The sequence below is a fragment of the Paraburkholderia sp. Ac-20340 genome (assembly GCF_017104965.1).
Lineage (GTDB): Bacteria > Pseudomonadota > Gammaproteobacteria > Burkholderiales > Burkholderiaceae > Paraburkholderia.
In genome coordinates this window covers 34,300-61,195 of the sequence record NZ_JAAGPR010000039.1, presented here as the reverse complement: position 1 = coordinate 61,195, position 26,896 = coordinate 34,300, and the positions used below count along the sequence as shown (strand labels likewise).

General features: G+C 64.5%; 21 protein-coding genes and 1 pseudogene. 14 read left to right on the top strand and 8 right to left on the bottom strand.

What is annotated here, in order from left to right:
• Positions 1–12: 12 nt before the first annotated feature.
• The 11 genes from truA to G3N59_RS31940 all read left to right on the top strand — a co-directional run bounded on the left by truA (position 13) and on the right by G3N59_RS31940 (position 11,330).
• Complete coding sequence (truA, locus tag G3N59_RS31990) at positions 13–816, top strand: tRNA pseudouridine(38-40) synthase TruA (RefSeq protein ID WP_205986858.1); 804 nt, start codon at positions 13–15, stop codon at positions 814–816.
• Between the two features lie 89 nt (positions 817–905).
• Positions 906–1,586, top strand: a complete 681-nt coding sequence (locus tag G3N59_RS31985; RefSeq protein WP_205986857.1) for a phosphoribosylanthranilate isomerase — start codon at positions 906–908, stop codon at positions 1,584–1,586.
• A gap of 62 nt (positions 1,587–1,648) precedes the next feature.
• Positions 1,649–2,842 carry a tryptophan synthase subunit beta gene (trpB, locus tag G3N59_RS31980; protein WP_205986856.1) on the top strand — a complete coding sequence of 398 codons (1,194 nt, stop codon included), beginning with the start codon at positions 1,649–1,651 and terminating at the stop codon, positions 2,840–2,842.
• A 21-nt stretch (positions 2,843–2,863) separates the two neighbouring features.
• Positions 2,864–3,778 carry a site-specific DNA-methyltransferase gene (locus tag G3N59_RS31975; protein WP_205986855.1) on the top strand — a complete coding sequence of 305 codons (915 nt, stop codon included), beginning with the start codon at positions 2,864–2,866 and terminating at the stop codon, positions 3,776–3,778.
• A 71-nt stretch (positions 3,779–3,849) separates the two neighbouring features.
• The gene (trpA, locus tag G3N59_RS31970) at positions 3,850–4,662 is read left to right on the top strand and encodes a tryptophan synthase subunit alpha (RefSeq protein WP_205986854.1); all 813 of its coding nucleotides are present in this window, start codon (positions 3,850–3,852) and stop codon (positions 4,660–4,662) included.
• 142 nt (positions 4,663–4,804) lie between these two features.
• The gene (gene accD / locus G3N59_RS31965; protein WP_205986853.1) at positions 4,805–5,677 is read left to right on the top strand and encodes an acetyl-CoA carboxylase, carboxyltransferase subunit beta; all 873 of its coding nucleotides are present in this window, start codon (positions 4,805–4,807) and stop codon (positions 5,675–5,677) included.
• Positions 5,678–5,871: 194 nt separating this feature from the next.
• On the top strand, positions 5,872–7,182 hold the full coding sequence (folC, locus tag G3N59_RS31960) for a bifunctional tetrahydrofolate synthase/dihydrofolate synthase (RefSeq protein ID WP_205986852.1): 1,311 nt from the start codon (positions 5,872–5,874) through the stop codon (positions 7,180–7,182).
• Between the two features lie 49 nt (positions 7,183–7,231).
• Positions 7,232–8,131 (top strand): SPOR domain-containing protein, encoded by a 900-nt coding sequence (locus G3N59_RS31955; protein WP_205986851.1) that lies wholly within the window; start codon positions 7,232–7,234, stop codon positions 8,129–8,131.
• 7 nt (positions 8,132–8,138) lie between these two features.
• A complete protein-coding gene (locus G3N59_RS31950) occupies positions 8,139–8,633 on the top strand; it encodes a CvpA family protein (RefSeq protein ID WP_205986850.1) in 495 nt (164 codons plus the stop codon).
• A 142-nt stretch (positions 8,634–8,775) separates the two neighbouring features.
• Entirely contained in the window at positions 8,776–10,320 is a 1,545-nt protein-coding gene (purF, locus tag G3N59_RS31945) for an amidophosphoribosyltransferase (RefSeq protein ID WP_205986849.1), read from the top strand.
• Between the two features lie 137 nt (positions 10,321–10,457).
• On the top strand, positions 10,458–11,330 hold the full coding sequence (locus tag G3N59_RS31940) for an MOSC N-terminal beta barrel domain-containing protein (RefSeq protein ID WP_205986848.1): 873 nt from the start codon (positions 10,458–10,460) through the stop codon (positions 11,328–11,330).
• Between the two features lie 16 nt (positions 11,331–11,346).
• On the opposite strand, the gene G3N59_RS31935 is transcribed toward G3N59_RS31940, so the two are convergent.
• From G3N59_RS31935 to G3N59_RS31920, 4 genes are all read right to left on the bottom strand, one after another.
• Complete coding sequence (locus G3N59_RS31935; protein WP_205986847.1) at positions 11,347–11,754, bottom strand: hypothetical protein; 408 nt, start codon at positions 11,752–11,754, stop codon at positions 11,347–11,349.
• Between the two features lie 3 nt (positions 11,755–11,757).
• Positions 11,758–13,377 carry a GMC oxidoreductase gene (locus tag G3N59_RS31930; protein ID WP_205986846.1) on the bottom strand — a complete coding sequence of 540 codons (1,620 nt, stop codon included), beginning with the start codon at positions 13,375–13,377 and terminating at the stop codon, positions 11,758–11,760.
• A 280-nt stretch (positions 13,378–13,657) separates the two neighbouring features.
• Positions 13,658–14,482, bottom strand: a complete 825-nt coding sequence (locus G3N59_RS31925) for an AraC family transcriptional regulator (RefSeq protein WP_205986845.1) — start codon at positions 14,480–14,482, stop codon at positions 13,658–13,660.
• Between the two features lie 96 nt (positions 14,483–14,578).
• Entirely contained in the window at positions 14,579–14,920 is a 342-nt protein-coding gene (locus tag G3N59_RS31920; protein WP_205986844.1) for an FKBP-type peptidyl-prolyl cis-trans isomerase, read from the bottom strand.
• Between the two features lie 271 nt (positions 14,921–15,191).
• Here G3N59_RS31920 and G3N59_RS31915 point away from each other — a divergent pair, with 271 nt between their 5' ends.
• The 3 genes and pseudogenes from G3N59_RS31915 to G3N59_RS37485 all read left to right on the top strand — a co-directional run bounded on the left by G3N59_RS31915 (position 15,192) and on the right by G3N59_RS37485 (position 17,547).
• Positions 15,192–15,953: a HAMP domain-containing histidine kinase gene (locus tag G3N59_RS31915; protein WP_205986843.1), complete on the top strand. Its 762-nt coding sequence runs from the start codon at positions 15,192–15,194 to the stop codon at positions 15,951–15,953.
• 139 nt (positions 15,954–16,092) lie between these two features.
• Positions 16,093–16,677: pseudogene (locus tag G3N59_RS37490) on the top strand (CNNM domain-containing protein); the annotation flags it as partial.
• A gap of 216 nt (positions 16,678–16,893) precedes the next feature.
• Complete coding sequence (locus G3N59_RS37485; protein WP_346777972.1) at positions 16,894–17,547, top strand: transporter associated domain-containing protein; 654 nt, start codon at positions 16,894–16,896, stop codon at positions 17,545–17,547.
• 3 nt (positions 17,548–17,550) lie between these two features.
• On the opposite strand, the gene treY is transcribed toward G3N59_RS37485, so the two are convergent.
• From treY to glgX, 4 genes are read right to left on the bottom strand one after another with little or no spacing between them, the layout of a single operon-like run.
• Positions 17,551–20,439 (bottom strand): malto-oligosyltrehalose synthase, encoded by a 2,889-nt coding sequence (gene treY, locus G3N59_RS31905; RefSeq protein ID WP_205986841.1) that lies wholly within the window; start codon positions 20,437–20,439, stop codon positions 17,551–17,553.
• Entirely contained in the window at positions 20,436–22,643 is a 2,208-nt protein-coding gene (gene malQ / locus G3N59_RS31900) for a 4-alpha-glucanotransferase (RefSeq protein WP_205986840.1), read from the bottom strand. The genes treY and malQ overlap by 4 nt, the downstream gene beginning before the upstream one ends.
• Complete coding sequence (gene treZ, locus G3N59_RS31895) at positions 22,640–24,607, bottom strand: malto-oligosyltrehalose trehalohydrolase (RefSeq protein WP_205986839.1); 1,968 nt, start codon at positions 24,605–24,607, stop codon at positions 22,640–22,642. Before treZ ends, malQ begins: the two co-directional genes overlap by 4 nt.
• A gap of 15 nt (positions 24,608–24,622) precedes the next feature.
• Positions 24,623–26,836 (bottom strand): glycogen debranching protein GlgX, encoded by a 2,214-nt coding sequence (glgX, locus tag G3N59_RS31890; protein ID WP_205986838.1) that lies wholly within the window; start codon positions 26,834–26,836, stop codon positions 24,623–24,625.
• Between the last annotated feature and the right edge of the window lie 60 nt (positions 26,837–26,896).

Genomic DNA, 26,896 nt, shown 5'->3' with positions numbered 1-26,896 from the left:
GCCGCCTGACGTATGCGTATCGCGCTAGGAATCCAGTACGACGGGGCCGCGTTCTGCGGCTGGCAGTCGCAGCCGCACGGCAAGACCGTGCAGGACGCGCTCGAACGCGCGCTGCGCGAGTTCGCTACCGTGCCGCTGGCCACGGTGGTCGCGGGCCGCACCGACACGGGCGTGCACGGTCTCGGCCAGGTCGTGCATTTCGACACCGATCTCGACCGCACGCCGTTCTCGTGGGTGCGCGGCACCAATGCGTTCCTGCCCTCGACGGTGGCGGTGCAATGGGCGAAGCCGATGCCCGAAGCGTTTCACGCGCGCTTTGCCGCCTTCGAGCGCACCTATTACTACGTGCTCTACGTGAATCCGGTGCGCTCGCCGATGCTGGCGAGCCGCGCGGGCTGGATTCACACGCCGCTCGACGTCGATGCGATGCGCGAGGCCGCCCAATGTCTGATCGGCGAGCATGATTTTTCGGCGTTTCGTTCGTCGGAATGCCAGTCGAAGACGCCGGTCAAGCATCTGTATCAAATCGATATCCGGCCGCAGGTCGACTTCATCCACTTCCGTTTTCGCGCCAACGCCTTCCTGCATCACATGGTGCGCAACCTGATGGGTTGCCTCGTGGCGGTGGGGCGCGGGCGCTATCCCGCCGCATGGATGGCCGAAATACTGGCGGGGCTCGATCGCAGCAAGGCCGCGCCGACCTTCATGCCGGACGGCCTTTATCTCGCGCAAGTGGGTTATCCTGACGAGTTCGCCGTTCCTGCGGCGCAAACGGCCAGCGTGCCGTGGAGCACGGTCTGGACCGATCCGGCCTGAGGCAACTTGAGGCAGCTTCAGACGGCTAATCGCCACGAAGTTCGCCGAACACGCGTTCAATTAACCCGATTTCAATCAAATTACCTGCTATGACGTCAGCCGAGCCCATCGTCGCCGAGCACCGCACCCGCATCAAGCTTTGCGGGCTGTCGACGCCCGAAGCGGTTGCGCACGCCATCGACCTGGGCGCCGACGCCATCGGCCTCGTGTTCTATCCGCCGAGCGCGCGCTCGGTGAGCGTCGCGCAGGCCGTCGAGCTGACGCACGATATCCCGCCGTTCGTTTCGGTGGTGGGGCTGTTCGTGAACGCCACGCCGGAATGGATCAGCGAAGTGGCGAGCAATGTCTCGCTGACGCTGCTGCAGTTCCACGGCGACGAAACCCCGCGTCAGTGCGAGGCGCTGGCGGCCGTTGCCGGTTTGCCCTGGTTGCGGGCGCTGCGAGTGGCGGCGGATACTCGGCAGACTGATTTGATAGAATCGGCAAACAGTTATTCATCAGCCAGCGGCCTGCTGTTCGACACTCATGTCGATGGTTACGGCGGTGGCGGGAAGGTCTTCGATTGGTCACTTATCCCCGCAGGGCTCGCGCGTCGGGCCGTTTTGAGTGGTGGCTTGAACGCGCAAAACGTCGGTGATGCGATTCGCCAGGTGCGTCCGTTCGCCGTCGATGTCTCCAGTGGCATCGAGGTTCCGGGCGCGAAGGGCGTGAAGGATCACGCCCGCATGGCGGCGTTCGTACGCGCAGTGCGCGAAGCGGACGCGGGATAATTTCTTTGGCTGGTCAGCCCTTGCGCAAGGCAAGGCGCGCTGATTGGCCGAGCGAGTGACTTATGTACAATTTGCCCGATGAACGAGGCCATTTCGGCCAATATGGCGGCGTGTTCGCTGCCGAAACCCTGATGCAGGCGATCGAGGAACTGCGCGTGGCTTACGCGAAGTTCAAGGACGATCCCGAGTTTGTCGCTGAATATCAGCGCGAATTGAAGCATTTTGTCGGCCGTCCGTCGCCGATCTATCACGCGCAGCGCTGGAGCGAGATGGTGGGCGGCGCGCAGATTTACCTCAAACGCGAAGACCTGAACCACACGGGCGCCCACAAGGTGAACAACGTGATCGGCCAGGCGCTGCTCGCCCGCCGCATGGGCAAGCCGCGCGTGATCGCCGAAACCGGCGCGGGTCAGCACGGCGTGGCCACGGCCACGATCGCGGCGCGCTTCGGCATGGAGTGCGTGGTCTACATGGGCGCCGAAGACGTGCGCCGTCAGGCCGCCAACGTCTACCGCATGAAGCTGCTCGGCGCGACGGTCGTGCCGGTCGAATCGGGCTCGCGCACGCTCAAGGACGCGCTCAACGAAGCCATGCGCGACTGGGTCACCAACGTCGAAAACACCTTCTACATCATCGGCACCGTGGCGGGCCCGCATCCGTACCCGATGATGGTGCGCGACTTCCAGCGCGTGATCGGCGACGAATGCCGCGTGCAGATGCCGGAAATCACCGGCCGTCAGCCTGACGCCGTGATTGCCTGCGTGGGCGGCGGTTCGAACGCGATGGGCATCTTTTACCCGTATATCGACGATAGTTCGGTGCAGTTGATCGGCGTCGAACCGGCCGGTGACGGCATGGAAACGGGGCGCCACGCCGCTTCGCTGGCGGCCGGCACGCCGGGCGTGCTGCACGGCAACCGCACCTACCTGCTGCAGGACGAAAACGGCCAGATCATCGAAACGCATTCGGTTTCGGCCGGTCTCGACTACCCGGGCGTGGGTCCCGAGCACGCGTGGCTCAAGGACAGCGGCCGCGCGCAGTACGTGACCGTCGACGACGAGGAAGCGCTCAAGGCGTTCCACGACTGCTGCCGCATCGAAGGCATCATTCCGGCGCTCGAATCGAGCCACGCGCTCGCCTACGCGGCGAAGCTCGCGCCGACGCTGCCCAAGGACAAGGTTCTGCTGGTGAACCTGTCGGGCCGCGGCGACAAGGACATGCACACGGTCGCCGAGCGATCGGGCATCCAGTTCTAAGCGCCCGGAGCAACAGTAGCGATGCGTGACGAGTTCGACGAGCCGGAAATGCCGGCGCCCGTGAGTGAAGTTGTGAGCATTCCCGCCGCGGAAGAAGTGGCGGCGGTGGCGCTCGCCCTGCCTACGGTGCCCGAAACAATCCGGCTTCTGAACCGCGATTTTCTGACCGATGCGGCGAACTTGCCCGATGCCTCGATCGACTTGATCGTCGCCGACCCGCCTTATGGGCTCGGCAAGGACTACGGCAACGACTCCGACAAGCGTTCGGGCGAGGATTTCCTCTCCTGGACCTACGAGTGGCTCGATCTGGCGATTCCTAAGTTGAAAGCCAGCGGTTCGCTCTATGTGTTTTGCACCTGGCAATACGCGCCCGAGATCTTCGTGTATCTGAAGTCGAAAATGACGATGATTAACGAGATCGTCTGGGATCGTCGCGTTCCCAGCATGGGCGGCACGACCCGCCGTTTCACCTCGGTGCACGACAACATCGGTTTCTTCGCGGTGTCGAAGGGCTATTACTTCGATCTCGATCCCGTCCGCATCCCGTACGATGCCGCCACGAAGAAGGCGCGTTCGCGGAAAATCTTCGAAGGCAGCAGGTGGCTGGAGCTCGGCTACAACCCCAAGGACGTCTGGTCCGTTTCGCGGCTGCATCGCCAGCACGCGGAACGCGTCGATCATCCGACCCAGAAGCCCCTGGAAATCGTCGAGCGCATGGTGCTTGCGAGCTGCCCGCCGGGCGGCCGCGTGCTGGACCCGTTCATGGGCAGCGGCACCACGGCAGTCGCCTGCGCGCGTCAGAAGCGCGAATTCGTCGGCTATGAAATCAATGAAAGTTACTGCGCGATCGCGCGCGAACGCGTGAGTCTGGCCGCACAGGCAGAGCCTGCGGCACCTGCGTCCGCGATGTCGGCGAGCGTGGCGGCAGACGTCTGAGTCAAGTCAGGCAGTGCCGCCGCCCGCCCTGTTTGGCGCCGCGCAGTATCACCGAATCTGAGGACCCTGAAATGTCCCGCATCAAGAGCAAATTCGAGGCGCTGGCCGCCTCCGGCAAGAAAGGCCTGATCCCGTTCATGACGGCAGGCGACCCCGATCCGGCCCGCACGGTCGAGTTCATGCACGCGCTCGCCGCCGGCGGCGCCGACGTGATCGAACTGGGCGTACCGTTCTCCGACCCGATGGCCGATGGCCCGGTGATCCAGCAGTCGTCCGAACGCGCGCTGGCCAAGGGCGTCACGCTCAAGAGCGTGCTGGCCGACGTCAAGCGCTTCCGCGAAACCGACAACGAAACGCCCGTCGTGCTGATGGGCTACGCCAACCCGATCGAGCGCATGGGCGCACAGGCTTTCGCGGCCGCCGCGCAGGAAGCGGGCGTAGACGGCGTGCTGGTGGTCGACTATCCGCCCGAGGAATCGGAGGATTTCGCCGCGAAGATGAAGGCCGCGGACATCGATCCGATCTTCCTGCTCGCGCCCACCTCGACCGACGCGCGCATCGCGGCGGTGGGCCGTATTGCCAGCGGCTACGTCTATTACGTGTCGCTCAAAGGCGTCACGGGCGCAGCGAATCTGGACGTCGCCAGCATCGCGAGTAAAATCCCGGCGATCAAGGCCCGCGTGCCGTTGCCCGTTGGCGTGGGCTTCGGGATTCGCGACGCCCAGACAGCGGCTGCAGTGGCCGAAGTCTCGGACGCCGTGGTGATCGGCAGCCGTATCGTGCAACTGCTCGAGAAGGCATCGCCTGACACTGCAGCAGAAGCACTCACGCAGTTCATCGCCGATATTCGGACGGCGCTTGACGCCATCTCCGACAAACGCTGATGAGCGCGGCTAGAGACTAGTTACGAGACTGCTGTAAAATCCACTTTTCGCCATGCGCGGCCGGGGTCGGAACCCGGTCGAAATGACTGCCGTATAGAACCGGCCGCCGCGCCCGCGCATCACGATGAAGGAAGAAACAACAATGAGCTGGCTCGATAAACTGCTGCCGCCCAAGATCAAGCAAACCGATCCGAAAAGCCGCAAGAGCATTCCGGAAGGTCTGTGGATCAAGTGCCCGAAGTGCGAAGCGGTCCTGTACCGCAACGATGTCGAAGCGAACCTCCACGTCTGCCCGAAGTGCGACCACCACATGCGCATCAATGCGCGCGAGCGTCTGGACGCACTGCTCGATCCGGAAGGCCGCTATGAACTCGGCCAGGAAATCGTTCCGGTCGACGCGCTGAAGTTCAAGGACAGCCGCAAGTACCCGGACCGTATCAAGGAAGCGATGGACGATACGGGCGAAACCGACGCGATGGTCGTCATGGGCGGCGCGATCCACACGCTGCCGTGCGTGGTCGCCTGCTTCGAGTTTTCGTTCATGGGCGGCTCGATGGGTTCGGTGGTTGGCGAGCGTTTCGCGCGCGGCGCGCAGACCGCGCTCGAACAGCAAGTGCCGTTCATCTGCTTCACCGCTTCGGGCGGCGCGCGTATGCAGGAAAGCCTGCTGTCGCTCATGCAGATGGCCAAGACCACGGCCATGCTGACCAAGCTGTCGGAAGCCAAGCTGCCGTTCATCTCGGTGCTGACCGACCCGACCATGGGCGGCGTGTCGGCGAGCTTCGCCTTCCTGGGCGACGTGGTGATCGCCGAACCGAAGGCGCTGATCGGCTTTGCCGGCCCGCGCGTGATCGAGCAGACCGTGCGCGAAAAGCTGCCGGAAGGCTTCCAGCGTTCGGAATTCCTGCTGCAGAAGGGCGCGATCGACATGATCGTCGACCGTCGCAAGCTGCGTGAGGAAATCGCCCAGTTGATGGCGATCATGCAGCGCCAGCCCGCCGACGCGGTGGCCTGAGCGTAGCTGCAAGCAGTGATCAAGGCGGGTGCGGAACTTCATGATTCCGCCCCGTGTCAGACGCGCCGCAAGCGAAAGCAAGCGGCGCGTTGTCATTTCCGCGATAATGCCGTGTTTTCGAAGCGTGCCGGTCGGCTTCGACAGGCCTTGACTGAATCGCGCCGTACTTTCCGAATCACTCCGCAAACGTCCCGATGAGTACTTTTCCCACCCTCGACGCGTGGCTCACGCATCTCGAAACCGCGCATCCGGTTGGCATCGACATGGGCCTCGGCCGCATCAGCCAGGTCAAGGACGCACTGAACCTGAAGTTTGCCTGCCCGATCTTCACGGTCGGCGGGACCAACGGGAAGGGTTCCACCTGCGCGATTCTGGAAACGATTCTGCTGAAGGCCGGTTATCACGTCGGCTGCCACACGTCGCCGCATCTGCTGGCGTTCAACGAACGCGCGCGTATCGACGGCCAGCAGGCCAGCGACGCCGATCTGCTGCCGCACTTCGAGGCCGTGGAAGCCGCGCGCAATGCGCTCGCCACGCCGGTTTCGCTCACCTATTTCGAATTCACGACGCTCGCGATCATGCATCTGTTCGCCTCGCGCGGGCTCGACGCCGTGATCTTCGAAGTGGGTCTGGGCGGCCGCCTGGACGCCGTGAACATTCTCGATGCCGATTGCGCGATCGTCACGAGCATCGACCTCGATCACACCGAATACCTCGGCGATACGCGCGAGAAGATCGCTTTTGAGAAAGCGGGCATCTTCCGCGCGGGCCGCCCGGCGATCTGCTCGGACCCGCTGCCGCCGCAGACGCTGATCGACCATGCCGAAGCGATCGGCGCGGAACTGTGGCTCTTCGGCCGCGATTTCCGCTATGAAGGCGCGCCTGGCAACGAGCGTCAGCAATGGAGCTATGTCGGCCCGACGCAGCGCCGTTCGGCGCTAGCCTATCCTGCGCTGCGTGGTGCGAATCAACTGATCAATACTTCGGCGGCGCTGGCCGCGCTCGAATCGATGCGCGACCGCCTGCCGGTCTCGGCGCAGGACATCCGTCTGGGTCTTGCCAACGTCGAATTGCCGGGCCGTTTCCAGGTGCTGCCGGGCAAGCCCGCGATCATTTTCGATGTGGGGCACAATCCGCACGCCGCCGCCGTGCTCGGGCAAAATCTCGGCAGCATGGGCTATTTTCCGTACACGTACGCGGTTTTTGGCGCCATGCGCGACAAGGACATCGCGGGCGTGATCAATCATCTGAAGGACGAGGTCGATCACTGGTGCGTGACGGGCCTGCCGGGACCGCGCGCGGCATCGGCGCAGGAACTTGAGGACGTATTGCGCGACGTTGGCGTGGAAGAGGGCGCCGACAGCAGCGTCACGCGCTACGAAACGCCAGCGCAAGCGTTTCAAGAAGCGCTAAAACGGGCTACCGAAAATGATAGAATCGTTGTTTTCGGGAGTTTTCTGACAGTCGCCGGCGTCATGGCCTGGCGGAAGTCACAGCAGCACTGATCGCGCGGCACCCTGCAAGCCGCCACGCACAGGCAAAAAGCAGCCATACATGGGAATTTTCTCGTTCGGCAAGAAAGACGACGCGCCCCGCCGACGCGGTGCCGAAGCGGGCTCCACCACCCGGCGGAGCAGTCAGAACACGCGCGTGGAGCGGCGTAGCCGCCGGCCCGAGCGCACCCGCGACGCCGAGGCCATGCTCCTCGATCCCACGCTGCCGGAAAAGCAGCGTGCGCGCCGCCGCCTGGTCGGTGCGATCGCGCTGGTGCTGGCCGCCATCGTGATCCTGCCGATGGTGCTGGATTCCCACCCGAAGCCCGTCACCGACGACATCGCCATCGACATCCCGAGTCATCCCGCGCCGAAAAACGCTGCGCGCGACGACGACGAGGATACCCAGGCCGGTGTCGCACCCGATAATCCCGCCGCGCCTGAAGCCGCGCCGGGAGCGTCGGGCCTCGCCGCGGCGAATTCCGCCAACGCGTCCGCACAGAACACGCAAGCCGCTCAGGCTGCGCCGTCCAAACCGGCGCCCGCCGCCGCGCAGCCGGCTCAGACGCAAACGCAAACGCAGACACAGATCGCCCAGGCGCCGAAGCCGGTTGCAAAGCCTGCCCAGCCGGCCGCCAAACCTGCGCAATCCACCACGTCGAGCGCATCGAACAACGACAGCAGCGCCAATAGCGACGCCGGCACGCCTGCCGCGCCGCCGGGTGCGCGCTTCGCGGTGCAACTGGGCGCGTTCCCGGACGCCGCCGCAGCAAACCGCTGGGTCAGCAAGTTGAAAGCGGCGGGCGTACCCGCATATACCGAAGAACGCAAGGAAGCCAACGGCTCCACGCGCACCCTGTTGCGCGCGGGTCCGTTCCCGGACCGCGCGGCCGCCTCGGAGGCGATCGCCAAGGTGCGCGGCGCGGGGCTGGCGTCCGGTTCGAACGGCAACGCCGAATAAGCCATCGATGTTCACGGCATTCGACTACGCTGTAATGGCGGTGATTGGTCTGTCCGCGCTGCGAGGCGCGTGGCGGGGCCTCATCGGCGAGATTTTTGGGCTGATCGGCTGGATCGCGGCGTTTATCGTGGCCTGCCGCTATGTGGATCGCGTGGTGCCTTTTATTCCGGCGACCTGGCCGGGCGGCGCGCTGACCCAGTGGCTGATCGCGTTTGCGCTGGTGGTGATCGCCGTGGTGCTGGTCGCCAGTGTGGCGAATGCGCTGCTCAGCCGGATTGTTCAGGTGAGTGGATTGTCCGGTGTGGACCGCTCGCTCGGCATGATGTTCGGCCTCGTGCGAGGCGTCGTGCTGGTGCTGATTCTCGTCGTCCTTGCCGGACTGACCGAGCTGCCCCAGCAGGACTTCTGGCGCAATGCGCTGCTGCGGCCGTATGCCGAGCAGGGCGTGCACGAACTGAAACCGCTGTTGCCCGAGACACTCGCGTCCTACGTTCACGTCTGATCAGAAGCTGATCGCGCGGACGCAGGGCCGGACCGAAGGCACGTACTGAACGCCAGTACTGCCCCTTCGCGGCGCCTGGCGCCGGCTTTGCCGGCTGCCGTCACCGCGTCGTTACCGATTTCGCTTTTTTGAAGGACCTGCCATGTGCGGCATCGTAGGCGTAGTTTCCCGCTCCCCCGTCAATCAGCTCCTCTATGACGCCCTGCTGCTCCTGCAGCATCGCGGCCAGGACGCGGCCGGCATTGCCACCGCGGACGGCAGCACGTTCCACATGCATAAGGCCAACGGCATGGTGCGCGACGTGTTCCGCACGCGCAACATGCGTAGCCTGCCCGGCACCAGCGGTATCGGCCAGGTGCGTTACCCGACGGCCGGTTCGGCGTCGAGCGAAGAAGAGGCCCAGCCGTTCTACGTGAACGCGCCGTTCGGCATCGTGCTCGCGCACAACGGTAATCTCACCAACTGGCAACAGTTGAAAGAAGAGATGTTCCGTGTCGATCGCCGTCACGTGAACACCAATTCCGATACCGAAGTGCTGCTCAACGTGCTCGCGCACGAAGTTCAGCTCGCCACCACCGGCCTCGAACTCGATCCGGCAACGCTGTTCAAGGCGGTGTCGGGCGTGCATCGCCGTCTGCGCGGCTCGTACGCGATCGTTTCGGTGATCGCCGGTTTCGGTCTGCTCGCGTTCCGCGATCCGTTCGGTATCCGTCCGCTGTGTATCGGCAAGCTGGAAACGCCGGAAGGCACGGAATGGATGCTGGCTTCGGAATCGGTGGCGCTCGAAGGTATCGGTTTCGAATTCGTGCGTGACGTGCGTCCGGGCGAAGCGATCTTTATCGACTTCGACGGCAAGTTCCACTCGCAGCAGTGCGCAACGGCACCGAAGCTCAACCCCTGCATCTTCGAACTCGTGTATCTCGCGCGTCCGGATTCGGTGCTCGACGGCGTGCCGGTCTACAACGCGCGTCTGCGCATGGGCGACTATCTCGCCGAGAAGATCCAGCGCGAACTGCCCGATGTGAAGATCGACGTGGTCATGCCGATTCCCGATTCGTCGCGTCCCGCCGCAATGCAGGTGGCGAACAAACTGGGCGTCGAATACCGCGAAGGCTTCTTCAAGAACCGCTACGTGGGCCGCACCTTCATCATGCCGGGCCAGGCGATGCGCAAGAAGTCGGTGCGCCAGAAGCTCAACGCCATGGGCATCGAGTTCAAGGGCAAGAATGTCCTGATCATCGACGACTCGATCGTGCGCGGCACGACTTCGCAGGAAATCGTGCAGATGGCGCGCGATGCGGGCGCGACCAAGGTGATCTTCGCTTCGGCGGCGCCGCCCGTGAAGTTCCCGAACGTGTACGGCATCGACATGCCCACGCGCGGCGAACTGGTGGCGCATGGCCGCACGGATGAGGAAGTCGCGCGCATCATCGGCGCCGATCACCTCGTCTATCAGGACGTGGAATCGCTCAAGAAGGCCGTGCGCGATATCAACCCGGAACTGGGCGAGTTCGAGGCTTCGTGCTTCGACGGCGAATACATCACCGGCGATATCACCAGCGCCTATCTCGACAACATCGAGACCGCGCGTCTCGCGCCGCAATCGCAGTCGGATCGCGACGCCGCGAGCGACGCGCAGGACGGCGGCACGCGTTCGCAGCTTCACCTGCAACTGTCGGTGGAGTAATGGACGCGGCGGCGGGTGCGGGTGCAAGCCCGCGCTTGCCGTGATCGCATCGAAAGCCCGCTTGCGGGTCAGCCTACGCTGACGCACAAGCGGGCTTTTTTGCGTCTGCAAGGTGTTAACTTTGGAGTGAAAGCATCATGGCGGTGATTCGTGGCTTGTTCGTCTATCCGGTGAAATCGTGCGGCGCGATTGCGCTCGATCACGCGCAACTCGACGTGGAAGGGCTGAGGTGGGATCGTCACTGGATGGTTGTGGACGCAACGGGACGCTTTGTTTCGCAGCGCGAATACGCGGCCATGGCGCGCATCGTTCCGAGCTTCGAGGCTGAGGGCGTGTTGCTCACGATGGACGGCATGGATGCGCCGCTGCTGCTGCCGTTCGCGCCGCGCGGCGATGAAGCGCGCGTGCCCGCGACAGTCTGGAAAGACCGCTTCGATGCGCTCGACGAAGGCGATCAAGCCGCGCAGTGGTTCTCGCGCGCACTGGGCGCGCCGGTGCGGCTCGTGCGTTTCGCGCAGGATGTCACGCGTCTGGCGAGCAAAAAATGGACGCTCGACGAAGACGCGCCCACGCAGTTTGCCGATGGTTATCCGATTCTCGTTACGAGCGAATCGTCGCTGGCGGATCTGAACGAGCGTCTTGCGGCAAAGGGCGCCTCGCCGGTGCCGATGAGCCGCTTTCGTCCGAATATCGTCGTTGGCGATGCGGGCGAGGCGTTCGACGAAGACTTTATCGACACGCTGTCGATCGAAGACGAAGCCGGCCACGACGATGTGGTGCTGCGTTTCGTGAAGCCTTGCGCGCGCTGCCCGATTACGACCATCGATCAACTGACCGGCGAGCACGACGCGCAATGGCCGGCCGAACCGCTCGATACGCTACAGACGTTTCGCGCCGATGCACGCGTGGACGGCGGCCTCACGTTCGGGCAGAACGCGATCGTGGTGAATGGTGCGGGCAAGCGCCTGGCGGTGGGTGCGCAGGCGCAGTGGGAATATCGCTTCGAGTGAAGCCGCAGCACGTCGCTCAAGAGCAACCGACTTCAGTAGCGCCTTGGGCGAAATCCACGACCGCTTGCCGGCACATCTGGCCAACGGAAGTGCGGTCTTCCGATTTCGCCCATTCGCGCCGTGCTTCGTCCGCGCCTTCCTTGAGTTGACGGCCCGTTTCGCTCTGCACACCGAGTTTCGCCACGCACGCTTCGATCTTCATCAGATAGGTTTCGCAGTCCGCCGGTAGCGCGGTTGGATTCGTATCGCTGGTTTGCGCGTTGAAGCTGTTCGCACCGATGGCGGCAGGCGCCACGGCCGTTGCTGCGGGTGACAGTGCGGTGGCGACCGGCGGCGTAGTGGAATCCTGCTGCCCACACGCCGCAATCAAAAGCACGATGGACGCGACGCTCAACGTACGCATCGCGGTGCGAAGCAAGTTCATTGATCAGAAGTCCGTAGCAATGATTTTTTCGATGTTCCGTTCGGCCAGTGCCGAGATCGTCAGCGACGGATTGACGGCGCCGGTCGAGCCAGGAATCAGCGAGCCATCCATGGCATACAGACGCGGATAGCCTTCGATGCGCCCCCACGCGTCGGTTGCCTTGCCGAGGACGAGGCCGCCCAGCGGATGAGCGGTAAACGACCCGTCCACGTCCGGCGCAAGCAGCGGCACGCCCGGCAATGCATTGCTGGCGTTTGCGATCTTGTTGTTGATCTGGCGTGCCACGGCGATGACATCGTTATTCCCCGCCGCAGGCCATTTGAGTTCGACCTTGCCGGTCGCGCGGTTGTAGACGAAGTTGCCGCGATTGGTCTGATCGAAACCCATGCCGAGCGAGCCGATCATGCCGACGTTGACGGGCACGCCCGGCGTGTACCAGTTTTCCAGCGTGGTCGGCAGGGCGCCTGGCTGGTGCAGCATCGACGCGCAGGGCGCGCCCTGGACGATGCCTTTGATCGGGGAGAATGAACGAACGACCCGTGTGTCGCCGTTGGTGCCCCAGCCGGTACCCACGTATTCGTTCAGGCGCGGCAGATCTCCCCGGTCGCGCGCACCGACCATCAACTGGCTGCTGCCGATCGAGCCCGCCGCGAGAAACAGATAGTCGCAGCTGAGTTGATAGCGATCCGTCACGGTGCCGTCGGGCGCGTACTTCATCGTGGTCAGCACATAGCGCGAGCCGTCGTAGGTGATCTGCGAGACTTCGTGACACGGATAGATGGTGACATTGCCGGTGGCCTGGGCCTGCTTCAAGTAATTCTGGTTCAGGTCGAATTTGGCGCCGTTGCTATTGCCAAGATTGCTTTCGCCGATCGTCGCCGAAGCACGCGTGCCGCCTTTCATCTCGCTGCGCACGATGTCCCAGTTGAAAATCGAGTCGGTCTGCGCCGTGCTGAAGCCCGCCTTGGCGGCCTGCTGATCCCAGACCCGCGAATGGCCAAATGGCCCGGAGTTGTAGATATCGGCCGGCATGGGATTCAGGTTGAGCATCGCACGTACGCGCGGATAGTACGTGGTGTTCATCTCGTTCCAGTTCACGAGACCCTTGAAGATGGCATCGAAATAGCGTTGCTGCGGCTGGATCATGCAACCGGTGAACACGACCGAGCCGCCACCCACGCAGGCTGCGCGCCAGACGTCGATGGTATCGCATGAGGTGACATCGAAAACGCCGTTGAAATAATCAAAAAAATACGTGAGCGTATTGAGTTCTTTTGCTTTCGTGCGTTGCCAATAACCGCGGCCATCGGGCAGCACATCGCTGGCGAAGGTTTGTCGCCAGGCGCTGGTCGGCCAGCGCGAGCCGCGTTCCAGAACGGTAGTCCGAATGCCGGCTTTTGCGAGACGCAGCGCGGAAATAGCGCCGCCGAAGCCGCTGCCAATCACAATCGCCTTGGTATAAACCGGAGGTTTCGGTACGGATTGGTAAATCTCAGGGACGAGTGCCTGATACTTCAGATTGGTCAGCAAGCCTGCTGAGCGGGCGGGCAGGCTCAACGTCGAACCGACTGCCGCGGCGGGCAGGGCAAAGGCGGTGCGCTTCAGGAATTCGCGTCGCGACACGGTAAGACTCCTTGATCAAGTGGCGATAGACAAGGACTGTGATGCTATTGAAAAGAGGTGAATTAATCTGTGGATTTTTGTTGATTAAATCCAGTCAATACAGATGACTTAAATTGGTATTGTTTTATATCAAAGTCGAGATTATGGATTTGAATCTGAATATCGATAAATCGATGTGGAGTCTTGAGATTATTCTTGTTTTAATTTTGCGAGTTTCAGACGCGAACCGGCAAACGCGGAAATCAGCGCTGCAAGAAATAAAGGCGGGAAACGCAGGCGCTTAATGCGCAGGCAGCGCGCGCCATTGCCCGGGTGCGAGCCCGAAGCGCCGCGTAAACGCATGCGTGAAAGCGCTTTGATCGCCGAATCCCACTTCAAGCGCGATCTGCGTGAGCGAGCGGCGCGGGTCCGCGAGCAAGGCGAGTGACGTATCGAGCCGCAACCGTTGTAAATAACGGTGTGGCGTTTCGCCGAACGCTTCGATAAATAGCTGATGAAAACGCCGCATGCCGAAGCCGCAATGCGCGGCGAGATCGGCGATACGTAGCGGCTCGGCCAGATGCGCGCGCAGCCAGCGGTCGATGCGCGCGAAATCGAGTCCGGTTGCCGCCGCCGATGTGGCGTCCGTGGCAATGCCGGTTTGCGCGATGACAGCGGCGCACAGACGCGCCGAAGCATCCCAATGAAAACGCCGCGCACGCAGGTTGGTATCGGCGTCCTGCACGGCTGGCGGTAAAGCAGAAGGCGAGGCATTCGATGCACGTTGCGCGATCTGACGCACGAGCGCCGTCAGCGCGGGATCGATTTGCACGGCGCGCGCCGAATCGAACAGGCGCTCGGGTATCGCGAGCGAGGCCGCCGGCAGATCCAGCACGAGCTGGCAGTTCTCGCCGATACCGACATAGTCATGTTGCGCGCCGGCGGGAATCAGCCAGGCCGAACATTGGTCGATGCGCTCGCCCACGCCGTTGACCGACATCTCCATCGCACCGTCGAGCCCGAGCACGATCTGGTGAAAATCGTGCAGATCGGTGGCCTCGATCGCGCCATAGCGGCGCAACGCGACGCCGGGTCCGGTAACGGGAGCGTGGTGATGCGGGTTCATGAGCGTTGTACCGCAGCGTCGTACAGCAGGCGAGCGCAGCGCGAGGCAGTCAGGCCGGAACACACTACAAACCGGCCCAGCCGACCGCCGCGAAGCTTAGACGTCGAGCAGTTCCACTTCGAACACGAGCGTTGCGTTCGGCGGAATCACGCCGCCTGCACCGCGCACGCCGTAGCCGAGTTGCGGCGGAATCGTCAGCTTGCGCACGCCGCCGACCTTCATGCCCTGGACGCCTTCGTCCCAGCCCTTGATGACCATGCCGCCGCCCAGCACGAAGGCGAACGGGTCATTGCGGTCCTTGCTCGAATCGAACTTCTGGCCGTCCGTCAGCCAGCCGGTGTAGTGCACGCTGACGGTCTGGCCGGCTTTGGCTTCAGCGCCGGTGCCTTCGGTCAGGTCCTCGTACTTGAGGCCGGTTGCGGTGGTCACGATAGACATGGAACACTCCTGAATCGAATTGGGTAAAAACGCTATTGTAGGCGCTTTGCAGGCTCCAGAGGCGCGCCGCGCATGGCTCTGGCGACAGGCGCGCTCGAACGTTGCCGCTTTGTGGCGAGCGGGCACAGCGCATGCGGCACGACCCCACGCCCGTGTGCAGGGCGCGATGCCGCCGCGGCTTCGCGCCGCTGCCTATAATGGGGCCCTGGCCAGCCCGAAGGCCAGGCCCCACGGGCCGGCCCGCCCGAGCGGGTGAGAGAAGAGGAAACCGATGGCGTCGACCACCACTACCCGTAACGAACGCACGGCACGCCTGTGTGCCGAGGCAGCGCTTTTCATGCGCGATTACGTGCTTTCGCGCGTCTCGCACGATCTGCGCAGCCCCCTGAATGCAATCCATAGCTGGGCCTACGTGCTCGACCGCAAGATCGATAACGCCGATGCCGCCGCGCAGCGCGCGCTCGCCGGCATCCGCACGGGCGTCGAGCAGCAGGTGCATCTGCTCGAAACGCTCGTCGATACGACCCGCGCCGAAACCCGCAAGCTGCAGATCGAGCGCGCGCCGTTCGAACTGGACGCCTTGATCGACGAAACCGTGGCCGACGCGCGCGCCGCGCTGGCCGATGCACGCGGCGTCACGCTTGCCGTCGAAGGCGTGCCGGCCGGCGTCACGCTCGATGCCGGACGCGAGCGCGTCGCCCAGGCGCTCTGGCTGCTGCTCGCCTTCGCTGCGGAAACCGCCACGCGCGGCGCTACCGTCACACTCGCCGTCAGCGCCACGGGCACGGCGGCGCAGTTCGAACTGCGCTGGCAGGCCAGCCTCGAATCGCTCGCCGACGAAACCCTGCCGCACGTGCTCGAACCCTTCGCCCGCACTCAGGCGCGCGAGCCGCAGGAGATCGGGCGCTTCCCGTGGGTGCTCGCGCTCTGCCAGCGCGTGGCCGAAGCCCACGGCGGGCGCTTCGAAGCGCAGCCGCTCGTGCAAGGCGAGGCCGCGCTGTTCACGCTGAACGTCCCCGCCGGCAGCGCCTGACGGGCACGACCCGAAGCTTCGCAACCGTTCACTCGCCGTTTATTCGACGTGCCCGCCCGCGCGGGCCGTCGATGCCTTACAGGGTTCTTTCACTCCTTGCCCTTATACTGAGCGCTTCGCTATTTCGGAGCTTCTGGTCTTGATTCAGCTCATCGCCCTGATCGGCGCGCTGTTCCTCGTTGCCCTCAACGGTTTCTTCGTCGCGGCCGAATTCGGTCTGGTCAAACTGCGCGCAACCCGCGTGCAAAGTCTCGCGGCCGAACACGGCCTGCGCGGACGTCTGCTCGCCAAGGTGCATGGCCAGCTCGACGCCTATCTTTCTGCCTGCCAGCTCGGTATCACGCTGGCCTCGCTCGGTCTCGGCTGGATCGGCGAGCCGGCTTTCGCGCAACTGATCGAACCCGTGTTCGATCTGGTGGGCGTGCACTCGCCCGAACTGATCCACGGCATTTCGCTCGTGTTCGCCTTCACGGTGATCTCCTTCCTGCATATCGTGGTGGGCGAACTGGCGCCGAAGTCGCTGGCGATCCGCGAAGCCGAGAAAATCTCGCTCTGGGCCGCCACGCCGCTCTACACGTTCTACTGGACGATGTATCCGGCCATCTGGCTGCTCAACTCCAGCGCGAACGCGGTGCTGCGGCTGGCGGGTTTGTCCGCCGATCACGGCAGCGAAGCGCATTACTCGACCGAAGAACTCAAGCTGATCCTGCGCAGCCGCCGCGCGGCCGCCGAAGCCGAAGCGCAGGCCGCCTTGCACTCGCACGCCGACACCGGCGCGCACGCAGGCGCCGATGGCCGCGCGCCACGCCGCCGCCCGGCGCGCGAAGCGGCGGCGAGTCAGGCGCACGGTGCGGCTGGCAATGCGAATGCGCTGAGCGTCGACGAATGGAACACGCTGGCGCACTCGCTCGACTTTTCGCGTCTGACCGTCTCCGACCTCATGCGCCCCGCGCACGAAATGGTGGGGCTGCGCCGCGATCTCTCGTTGCGCGAAAACATGCAGATCGTTGCGCGCCATCGCTTCAGCCGTTATCCGCTGTTCGAGGATGCGTCGGGCGAACAGGTCGCGGGCCTGATTCACCTTAAGGATCTGCTGCTTGCGCGCGAAGCGGGCCACACGCTCGACGATCTCGGCAAGTTCGTGCGCCCGGTGCAGTACGTGAAGCCCGAAGCGCCCGCGCTGGCGTTGTTCCGGCGCTTTCGCAAGGGCGCGCCGCACTTCGCGCTGGTGGGACGCAAGGGCATGCGGCCGAGCGGCTTTCTCACGCTCGACAATCTGCTGGGCGCGCTGGTGGGGCAGATCCACGACGAATTCCATCAGGCCGATACCGACTGGACCCGCATGGACGACGGCACGCTGATGGGACGCGGCAGCCTGCCCGTGGTGTCGCTGGAGCAGGCGCTGGGTATCGATATCGACGAAGGGCGCGCCGAATCGGTCGGCGGCCTCGTGATTCACGCGCTCAACGATCTGCCGACCGAAGGGCAGCGCGTATCGTTCGAGCGCTTCGATATCGTCGTGAAAAAGATGAAGGGGCCGCGTATCGTGCTGGTGCGCGTGTATCCGAAGGATCTGGAAGACGAGGGCGGTTGAGTTTTATGTCCGCGCGACGCTGGTGAGGACGGCCACCGGCAGCGCGGCGAGTACGTCGCGCAGATAGAGCAGGCTGGCCGGATCGCCCTGCGCGTTGTGCTGCGAAACGTGCTGCGAAACGTGCTGTGAATCGGCCAGCCAGTCGTGCAGCCCGGTTGTTGCGCAACCCTTCGGCAACACGATGGCGGTATCGCCCCAGCGCTCGGGCGCGACCAGCGGCGTATCGCCATCGAGCAGCGCCGCGGCGTGACGTGTGCCGATTATCACCGCCCACGCATCGCCATGGTGGCGCGCAAAGGCGATCACATGCGCCGCGAGCGCGCCGCGCACTTCCAGCGGCCAGTATTCCCCCTCACGCAGCAGGCCCGGCGCGCGCTCGCGCAACGCGAGCAACCGGTGAATCACGGCCTGCTTCACGCTGGCGTCGCGCCAATGTGCGAGCTTCGCGGCGGGCGCGGTGTCGTCGAGCGACGCCGCACGCTGCGCATAATCGACTGGCCGGCGATTGTCGGGATCGACGAGGCTGAAATCCCACAACTCGGTTCCCTGATAGAGATCGGGCACGCCCGGCGATGTGAGTCTCAGCACGGTTTGCAGCAGCGTATTGAGCGCGCCCGCGGGCGCCACACGTGCCACGAATGTGGTCAGTTCCTGCAAAAACCCTTCGCGTCGCTGCGGTGCGAGTAGGTCGAAAAGAAATGCCTGGCAGTCCGATTCATAGACTTCGTCGGGCGCGAGCCAGTTGGTGCGCAACTTGGCTTCGCGCAGCGCCTTCAGTTGCCACTGTGCGACGCGTTCGGCCAGCGCGTGTACGCCTGCTTCGTCGGCGGGATCGAGTTCCGGCGGCCAGCAACCCACGAGCGTCTGATAAAGCATCGCCTCGGCGGTGGGGCCGGGCGACCATTGCGCCGGATCGCCGCGACGCTGCGCCTGATTGAGCGTGGACCAGGCGCGCAAGGTAGCGCTCCATTCAGGCGCGATTTCGCTGAGCACGGCCAGGCGCGCGCGCACGTCTTCGCCGCGTTTGTGGTCGTGCGTGGCGGTGGCCAGCAGCGCGTGGGGCGTGTGGCGCTGGCGCTGCGCATTGGCGGCGTGGAACGCTTCTGCGCTGAGCGAAAAATCGTCGGGGTCGGTGCCGACGTCGTTGCGCGAGAGCAGCAGGCCGTAGCGATAAAGCGCGGTGTCTTCGGTGGCTTTTGCCGCGAGCGGCGCGGTGAGTTGCGAGAACAGCGCGAGCGCGGTGCGTTGCGCGATCAAGGCGTGGCTCAGCGGCGCGACGGGCGGGTTTGGGCTGCCGTGTTTGCCGCTGCTGGCATTCGATGAGTTACTGGCGCGCGCCGCTTTGGCGCCGTTGGCGGTTCCGTTCGCAGGATCAGGCGCGCGGGCGCCCAGCCAGGCGTCGACCTGCTCGAGCGCCGCGAGATTGGCGCGCGGCAGCGTCTTGCGCGCAGCGTCGAGCGCAACGTCGAAATAGCGGTTGTCGATCGCACTGCGCACGCCATTCGACGGATAGATGCGATAGACGGGGAAATACATCGCCAGTTGCGCGACGGTGCGATGCACGACTGCATACGTGAAGTCGCGCGTGCCGGGTTGCTCGCGTGCGATGCGGTGCAGTGCGCGCGCCGCGTGATCGAGTTCGGCTGCGAGTGAGGCGCTCAGAATCTCGCGGCGCGCGTCGAGCGAGACCTCGGCGAATGGCACGTCTGCGCCCGAAATCGATGCCCACGTTTCGGCCAGCGGCGCCGCGCCAGCGGGATCGTGAAGCAGTGCGCCCACATCGTTCATGAAGTCGTAGCCGGTGGTGCCCTGCACGGGCCAGTCGTCGCGCAGCGCTTCGCCGCGCGCGAGAATCTTTTCCACGACGATATAAGGCACGCCGGCGCGCAGGCTCGCGAGCCGCTGGCGCAGGCGCTCGCAATACTCGCGCGGATCGGCGAGACCGTCGATATGATCGATGCGCAAACCGTCGATCACGCCTTCGGCATAGAGCTTGAAAATGAGCTTGTGCACGGCTTCGAATACGTCGTGCCGCTCGACGCGCACGCCCGCAAGCGCGCTCACGTCGAAGAAGCGCCGCCAGTTCACTTCGTCGCTGGCGGTGCGCCACCAGGCGAGACGGAAATGCTGGCGCTCCAATAGCCGATGCAAACGATCGCGCGGCACGGGATCATCACTTGAATAGGATTCCAGAACACATTCGATTGCCGATGTTCCTTCGCGCTCGACAAACGCGCGTAGCGCATCGCGTGCGGCTGTGGCGCGGATCTGATCGTCGGGCTGCGTGGTGAGACCCTGGAATCCAGCCGCCAGCGCAGTGAGATCGGCGCGGTCGGCGGATTGCAGCAGCGCCGCGTAATCGGTTGGGCAGATCGGGCACCTATGCGGGCCGTACTGCGCGTAAAAGCATGCGTTAGCCGCGTCGAACTGCAACGTGATACGCCCCGCCGCGAGCTCCTCGCCATATTGTGCGCCGAGAAAAGGCATCAGCACCTTGCCGCGCAGCGCAGGATCGGGCGAATGCCAATCCACGTCGAAGTGGCGCGCAAACGCGCTATGACGTCCCCATTCGAGAATATCGAGCCACCATGCGTTGTGCGAGCCGCCCACGCCCATGTGGTTCGGCACCATGTCGACGATCAGACCCATGCCGCGCGCGTGCACGGCATCGGCGAGACGACGCAGTGCGCCTTCTCCGCCCAGCTCCGCGCTCACCGCGCCGTAATCGACGGTGTCGTAGCCGTGCATCGATCCCGGCTGCGCGGTCGTGACCGGCGAAAGATACAGATGGCTCACGCCGAGCGCGGCGAAGTAGTCGAGTTGCGCGAGCGCGTCGTCGAAAGTGAAATCGTGATGAAGCTGCAGGCGCAGCGTGGCGCGGGGAAGTGTCATGGCGTCGGTGGATCGGAGGGCGCGGCGAGGTCTGCCTGCGTGTGCGCCGCTTCGCGCGCACGCACGATGGTCTCCACGCGCGCGGCGAACGCGGGATCGGCGAACAGGGCATCGACGGGCAGCGGCAGGCGCTGGCGCCAGTTCGGATGCTCGTCGATCGAGCCGGGCAGATTCGGTTGATCGGTGAGGCCAAGCAGGTCTTCGAGCGGGCAGGTCACGAGCGGGCTCGCGCTTGCCGCGACGTAGCCCAGCGCGCCGTCTACGGGCGGGTCGTCGGGCGCGGGCTCGGCTGCATCGCGCGGCGCGAAGCCCGTTTCTTGCAGCGCGTGCCAGAGCGCGGTGCGGTCCGCATCGCGCTGCGCGTGTTCGAGCGCAACCGGGTCGCGCCCGTCTGCACGTGGCAGCGTCTGGCCGATGCGGTTGCGCCAGTCGATATCGGCGCCGCGCCACCAGCTTGCCACCGTCGGCAGATCGTGCGTGGTGGTGGTCGCGATGCCGTGCGCGTCGTAACGCGCCGGCGGCAAGAAGCCGTGGCCTGCGCGCTCGAACCAGAGCACGCGAATGCCATAGAGGCCATGCGCGGCCAGCCGCTCGCGCAGACCCGGCGGCACCGTGCCAAGATCCTCGCCGATCACGACCGCGTCATGACGCCACGATTCGAGTGCAATCAGCCGCACGAGATCGTCGAACGGATAGCGCAGATACGCACCATGTTTCGCGCTCTCGCCTTCGGGTACGAGCCAAAGACGCCGCAAGCCCAGAATGTGATCGATACGCACGCCGCCCGCATGCGCGAACGCGGCGCGCAACATGTCGATGAAGGCGCGAAAGCCGTTGTTGTGCATCGCGCGCGGCGAGAAAGTCGTGAGGCCCCAGCTTTGCCCGGCCTGATTGAAGATGTCGGGCGGCGCGCCAACCGAAACGCGTTGCAGCATGTCGTTGGGCAGCGACCACGCATGCGAGCCCGCGCCGTCACAACCCACGGCGAGATCGGCGACGAGACCGACCGTCATGCCCGCTTCGCGCGCCGCGCGCTGCGCGGCAGAGAGGCCTTCGGCGGCGAGCCATTGCAGGAAGCGATAAAAATCCACTTCGCGGCGATGTTCGGTGGCGAAGGTGGCAACCGCGGGATTGCGCGGATCGCGCAGCGCGTCGGGCCAGTCGCGCCAGTGCCTCGCACCGGAGTCTTCCGGGCCGCTCAGCATGGCGGCCTGCAGCGCTTCGAAGCGCGCGTGATCGTCGAGTGCTTCGCCGCCGCGCGCGCAGAACGCGTCGAACGCGGCGGCGCGCGGCGAACCGCTCGCGCGTTCGGTGGCGTCGAAGCGATCGAACAGCACGCGCAGTACGTTGAGCTTGAGCGGCACGGCGCGCTGCCAGTCGATCAGCGGCAGCGTTTCGAGTTCGCGCCATGCGTCTTCGGCGTGTGCTGCCACGATGGCTTCGCGTGCGGCCTGCTCGCCGAATACGGCGGCAGGATCGATGTGCGTGACATTGAGCCAGAGCCGCGAGGACGGCGAGTAAGGGCTGAAGTGTCCAGGATCGGCGCAAAACATCGCATGCGTGGGGCTCACTGCGAGCGCCTGGGCGCCGTGGCTTGCGCTGTGCGTGGCGAGCGTCGCCAGCGCGGTGTAGTCGCCGATACCGCCATCGTTTTTACGTCGGAGTCCATACAATTGCGCGGCGACGCCCCAAAGTGGCGGCACACCCGCGCTCTGGCCGCCATGCCGTGCGCGCCAGGCATCGGCGACGTTATGGCAGCGCGGCGGCGCAACCGCAATCGTCAGTCGATGATCGTTGACGCTGAGCGTGTGATAGCCCGGCTCGGAAAGCGGCGCGAGCAGCGCGGGCGCGCCTTTAGGCGACGTGAAACGGCCTTCGATATGCTCGCCGTTTTCCAGATCGACGCGATAGTGGCTGCCGGTACGCACGGCGGACGCGGGCAATTCGATGGCGCTTTCGTATTCGGCGGTGATGAGCGGCGGCAGGCGGCGCGACGACTGCTCGGCGTTCAGCATCGACATGCTGTGGCGCAATTGCGTGGCGTTCGCACACGGCAGGCCGATGCAATCGAGCAGCGCTTCGAGCGTGTTGTCCGGCACGCGTTGCGCGACGCCATGCGCGTCGGACCATTCGACTTCGAAGCCCGCACGCTGCGCGAGTTCCGCGAGCGATTCGCTGCGCCGGGAGGTATTCGCGCTGTTCATGCGAACGGCTCCTCGCGCCGCATCGTGCGCGCGTCGTGATGCTGCGCGTACTCGGGCACCTTGCCGGTGAGCCAGGCCACGCACGCGCTTTCGGGCAGCACGCCGTTGTCGGTGCGATCGCGCGCGCGCGGCGGTGTTTCGAATACCACCATGCCTTCGGGCGGCGTTTCGAGCCGCACGCCATCGTGGCCGAGATTGAGTGCGATCGTATAGGTTTCGCCGTCGTCCAGACGCCAGCGCGCGATCAGGGCGCGTTGGCCGTTGGCGTCGTCGTCGGCGAGCACGGTTGCGCCTAGCGCGCGTGCGTTGTGAAGACGCGGCATCAACAAGCGGGCGCGCACCGCAAGCGCGGATTTGTAGAAGTGCATCCAGTCGAGCCTTTCTTCGTCGAGCGGCGCATCGGCTGGCGGCGACGACTGGATAAAGGTCTGCAGATCGTTCGGATCGGGAATCTGCGCGCGGCGCTTTTCGTCCTGGAACGCGCTAAAAGCCTTGAATTCACGGCGACGCCCTTCACGCACCGCATCGGCGAGATCGCCTTCGAAGGCCGTAAAGAACTGGAACGGCTGCGTCGAGCCGTATTCCTCTTCCATGAACAGCAGCGGTATGTGCGGAGAAAGCAGGAGGAGCGCGGTGGCCGCGCGTAAAGCGTCGTCGTCGGCGAGCGTGCGCAGGCGGTCTCCCATAGCGCGATTGCCGATCTGGTCGTGGTTCTGCAAAAACATCACGAACGAGGTGGGCGGCAGATGCGCGCTCGGTTCGCCGCGCGGCTTGCCGTCATGCACGGGCGACGGTTCGCCTTGATAGATGAAGCCTTCGCCAAGCGCACGCGCGAGCTTTCTGATCGGATGATCGGTGAACGCGCGGTAATAACCTTCAGATTCACCCGTGAGCATCACATGCAGCGCGTGATGAGCATCGTCGTTCCATTGCGCGTTGAAGTGCGTCTCCAGCAGATTGGCTTCGTTATGCTCGTTCTCAAGAACCAGATGCACGTGGCGACCTGGCTCGATGCGCGCCTGGACGTGATCGGCGAGTTCGCGCAGCCATGCGGGATTGTCGATCGCGTGCACGGCGTCGAGACGCAGTCCGTCGAAGCGGTATTCAGTGAGCCAGTAGAGCGCGTTGTCGCTATAGAAGTCGCGCACTTCGGGGCGCTCGAAATCGAGCGCTTCGCCCCACGGCGTATGCGTGCCTGCCTTGAAGAACGGCTTCGCGTACCGGCCAAGCCAGTTGCCGTCCGGGCCGAAGTGGTTGTAGACCACGTCGAGAAACACCTGGAGCCCAAGACCGTGCGCGGCGTCGATCAGCGCCTTGAGTTCGTCGGGCGTGCCGTAGGCGGCATGCGGTGCGTAAGGCAGCACGACGTCGTAACCCCAACCGCGCTCGCCCGGGTAATCGTTCAGCGGCATCAACTCGATTGCCGTAATGCCGATGTCGGCGAGTGCGGGCAGGCGTTTCGTCACACCTCGATAGCCGCCCAATGCGCCCACATGCAGCTCGTACAGCACGGTCTCTTCCCACGGACGTCCGCGCCAGTTCGCGTGCTGCCACGCATAAGCGCGCGCATCGAGTACTTCGCTCGGGCCGTGCACGCCTTGCGGCTGAAAGCGCGAAGCGGGGTCGGGCACGAGTTGGCCACCGTCAATACGATATCGATAAAGCGTGCCTGGGCCGCACGCTGCCTGCGCCTCGAACCAGCCATTGTGCGAAGGCGTCATTTCGATCGGTGCGAGCGGTTCGTGCGCGTCGTGCGATTCGTTCGCTTCGTGCCGGTCATCGTTTTCGAACACCAGTTGCACCGCACTGCAGGACGGCGCCCAGAAGCGAAAGCGCGTATGCGGCTGCGCGAGCGCAGCGCCGGTCAACTGCGCGCCGAACGGCAGGCAGTGCATGTAGTGGTGTGCATGCGCAGCATGGTGTGGATCGTGTGAATCGTGCGGATTGTTCGGATGCAAGGCCATGGCCAGTTCCTGTGGCTATCCAGCAGCGTGTTCGTCTGCGCCCATGCCGGGCTGGCGCGGGTCGGGCGGGGGCGGTTCCGTGCCTGAGATCGCCGTATTCGTTTCGTGTGCGGTGCGATGGGCGGGCCGCGCGCAAAGCACCACGAGCGCGTGCGCCGCGACTTCGAAGGTCACGCCGCACAGTGCATGCGATGGCGCTTCCGCTTGCGCTTCAGGTCGCGCGGTGTCGAGCGCCACAGACCATGCCAGGTGCGGGGCAGGTGTCGTAAATGTCAGCGGATGCGTCGAGGCATTCAGCATCATCAACAATACTTCGATTTCGCCGTCGAGTCCCGGTCCCGCGCGCCGAACAGCCAGCGCGCGCGCCTCGGGGTCTTGCCACGCTTCCGGCGACAGCCGTTCGCCGTTTTCGTCGAACCAGTCGATGTCGTGCACGTCCGGCAGCACTTCTCGGTCGCCAAACAGAAAGTGGGTTTCCCTCAGCAAAGGATGATCCCGGCGCAAGGCAATCGCGCGCGCGGCAAACGCAGTCATCGCTTCGCCTTGCGGCGTGGCGGCGAGCGACCAGTCGAGCCAGGAAAGCTCGTTGTCCTGGCAGTAGGCGTTGTTGTTGCCGTGCTGCGTGCGACCGGTTTCGTCGCCAGCCAGCAGCATCGGCGTGCCTAGCGCGATGCACAGCGTCGCCAGCATCGAGCGCGCGACGCGGGCGCGGGTGTCGAGAATCGCGGGGTCGTCCGTGAGGCCTTCCGCGCCCCAATTCGCGCTCCAGTTTTCATTGTGACCATCGCGGTTATCTTCGCCATTTGCTTCGTTATGCTTGTGATCGTACGAAACCAGATCGGCGAGCGTGAAGCCATCGTGCGAGGTCACGAAATTAAGCGAGGCCCACGGCCGGCGTTTGCGACGGTCGAACAGATCGGCGGAACCGGTCAGGCGCGCGGCAAGATCGGCGCGCTGGCCGGGCGCGCCGCGCCAGTAACGCCGCACGCTGTCGCGAAAGCGGTCGTTCCATTCGGCGAACCCCGGCGGATGATTGCCCAGTTGATAGCCGCCCGGTCCCACGTCCCACGGCTCGGAAATCAGTTTGACCTGTGAAAGCACGGGGTCTTGACGCAGTACGTCGAAGAAGCCGCTGGCTGGGTCGAAGCCGTGCGCCTCGCGTCCGAGCGTCACGCCCAGATCGAAACGAAAGCCGTCGATGCGGTACGACGTCACCCAGTAGCGCAGCGAATCCACAACCATCTGCAAAACACGCGGATGCGAGAGATTGACCGTGTTGCCGCAGCCCGTATCGTTGATGAGATGGCGTTCGTCGCCGGGCACGCAGCGGTAATAGCAGGCGTTGTCGAGGCCGCGCCACGAAACCGTCGGGCCGATTTCGCCGCTTTCGCAGGTGTGGTTATAAACCACGTCGAGAATCACTTCGATGCCGGCCGCGTGCAACTGGCGCACGGCGATGCGCATTTCGTCGGTGTCGTAACCCGAGAGATAGGACGGCTCGGGCGCGAAATACGCGGCCGAGTTATAGCCCCAGTAATTGCGCAAGCCGCGCTCGACCAGAAAGCGCTCGTTGAGAAACGCCTGCACGGGCAGCAGTTCCACAGCGGTCACGCCGAGTTTGTGCAGATGTTCGATGAAATGCGGTGCGCCCAGTGCGGCGAAGGTGCCCCGCGTATGCGAGCGCAGGTCGGGACGCATCATCGAAATGCCGCGCAGATGGGTTTCGTAGATGACGGTCTTGCCCCAGGGCGTGTTGGGGCGCACGTCGTGCGACCAGTCGAAGGTGTCGTGGCTGACCACGGCCTTGGGCATGGCGGGCGCGGAATCGCGCCGGTCGAGCGAGAGATCGACGCGATTCGAATGCACGCGATAGCCATAGAGCGTGTCCGACCAGCGAAACTGCCCCACGAGTCTGCGCGCGTAAGGATCGAGCAGCAACTTGTACGGATTGAAACGGTGCCCCTGATGCGGTTGATAAGGGCCATGCGCGCGCAGGCCATAGACGGTGCCGGGATGCGCGCCCGGCAGATAGCCGTGCCAGATTTCATCGGTGCATTCGGGCAAGGTGTAGCGCGTGCGCTCCTTGCGGCCGGTCGGGTCGAACAGGCACAGTTCGATACGCCACGCGTGCGCGGAAAACACGGCGAAATTCGTGCCAAGCCCGTCCCACGTCGCGCCCAGCGGGTAGGGTGAACCGGGTAGCAGCCGGTCGGGCAGGCCGTTAGCCATGTCGATGCTCCTTCTCGTCCTTCTTGTATTGCATCGGATTCCTGATGAATCGGGCGTGTG

Coding starts and splice junctions, on each gene's coding strand:
- treY (WP_205986841.1), bottom strand. CDS start 20,439: ATGACACTTCCCCGCGCCACGCTGCGCCTGCAGCTTCATCACGATTTC.
- accD (WP_205986853.1), top strand. CDS start 4,805: ATGAGCTGGCTCGATAAACTGCTGCCGCCCAAGATCAAGCAAACCGAT.
- G3N59_RS31920 (WP_205986844.1), bottom strand. CDS start 14,920: ATGTCTATCGTGACCACCGCAACCGGCCTCAAGTACGAGGACCTGACC.
- folC (WP_205986852.1), top strand. CDS start 5,872: ATGAGTACTTTTCCCACCCTCGACGCGTGGCTCACGCATCTCGAAACC.
- purF (WP_205986849.1), top strand. CDS start 8,776: ATGTGCGGCATCGTAGGCGTAGTTTCCCGCTCCCCCGTCAATCAGCTC.
- treZ (WP_205986839.1), bottom strand. CDS start 24,607: ATGGCCTTGCATCCGAACAATCCGCACGATTCACACGATCCACACCAT.
- G3N59_RS31975 (WP_205986855.1), top strand. CDS start 2,864: ATGCGTGACGAGTTCGACGAGCCGGAAATGCCGGCGCCCGTGAGTGAA.
- trpB (WP_205986856.1), top strand. CDS start 1,649: ATGTACAATTTGCCCGATGAACGAGGCCATTTCGGCCAATATGGCGGC.
- G3N59_RS31915 (WP_205986843.1), top strand. CDS start 15,192: ATGGCGTCGACCACCACTACCCGTAACGAACGCACGGCACGCCTGTGT.
- G3N59_RS31985 (WP_205986857.1), top strand. CDS start 906: ATGACGTCAGCCGAGCCCATCGTCGCCGAGCACCGCACCCGCATCAAG.
- G3N59_RS37485 (WP_346777972.1), top strand. CDS start 16,894: ATGCGCCCCGCGCACGAAATGGTGGGGCTGCGCCGCGATCTCTCGTTG.
- malQ (WP_205986840.1), bottom strand. CDS start 22,643: ATGAACAGCGCGAATACCTCCCGGCGCAGCGAATCGCTCGCGGAACTC.
- trpA (WP_205986854.1), top strand. CDS start 3,850: ATGTCCCGCATCAAGAGCAAATTCGAGGCGCTGGCCGCCTCCGGCAAG.
- glgX (WP_205986838.1), bottom strand. CDS start 26,836: ATGGCTAACGGCCTGCCCGACCGGCTGCTACCCGGTTCACCCTACCCG.
- G3N59_RS31940 (WP_205986848.1), top strand. CDS start 10,458: ATGGCGGTGATTCGTGGCTTGTTCGTCTATCCGGTGAAATCGTGCGGC.
- G3N59_RS31925 (WP_205986845.1), bottom strand. CDS start 14,482: ATGAACCCGCATCACCACGCTCCCGTTACCGGACCCGGCGTCGCGTTG.
- G3N59_RS31935 (WP_205986847.1), bottom strand. CDS start 11,754: ATGAACTTGCTTCGCACCGCGATGCGTACGTTGAGCGTCGCGTCCATC.
- truA (WP_205986858.1), top strand. CDS start 13: ATGCGTATCGCGCTAGGAATCCAGTACGACGGGGCCGCGTTCTGCGGC.
- G3N59_RS31955 (WP_205986851.1), top strand. CDS start 7,232: ATGGGAATTTTCTCGTTCGGCAAGAAAGACGACGCGCCCCGCCGACGC.
- G3N59_RS31950 (WP_205986850.1), top strand. CDS start 8,139: ATGTTCACGGCATTCGACTACGCTGTAATGGCGGTGATTGGTCTGTCC.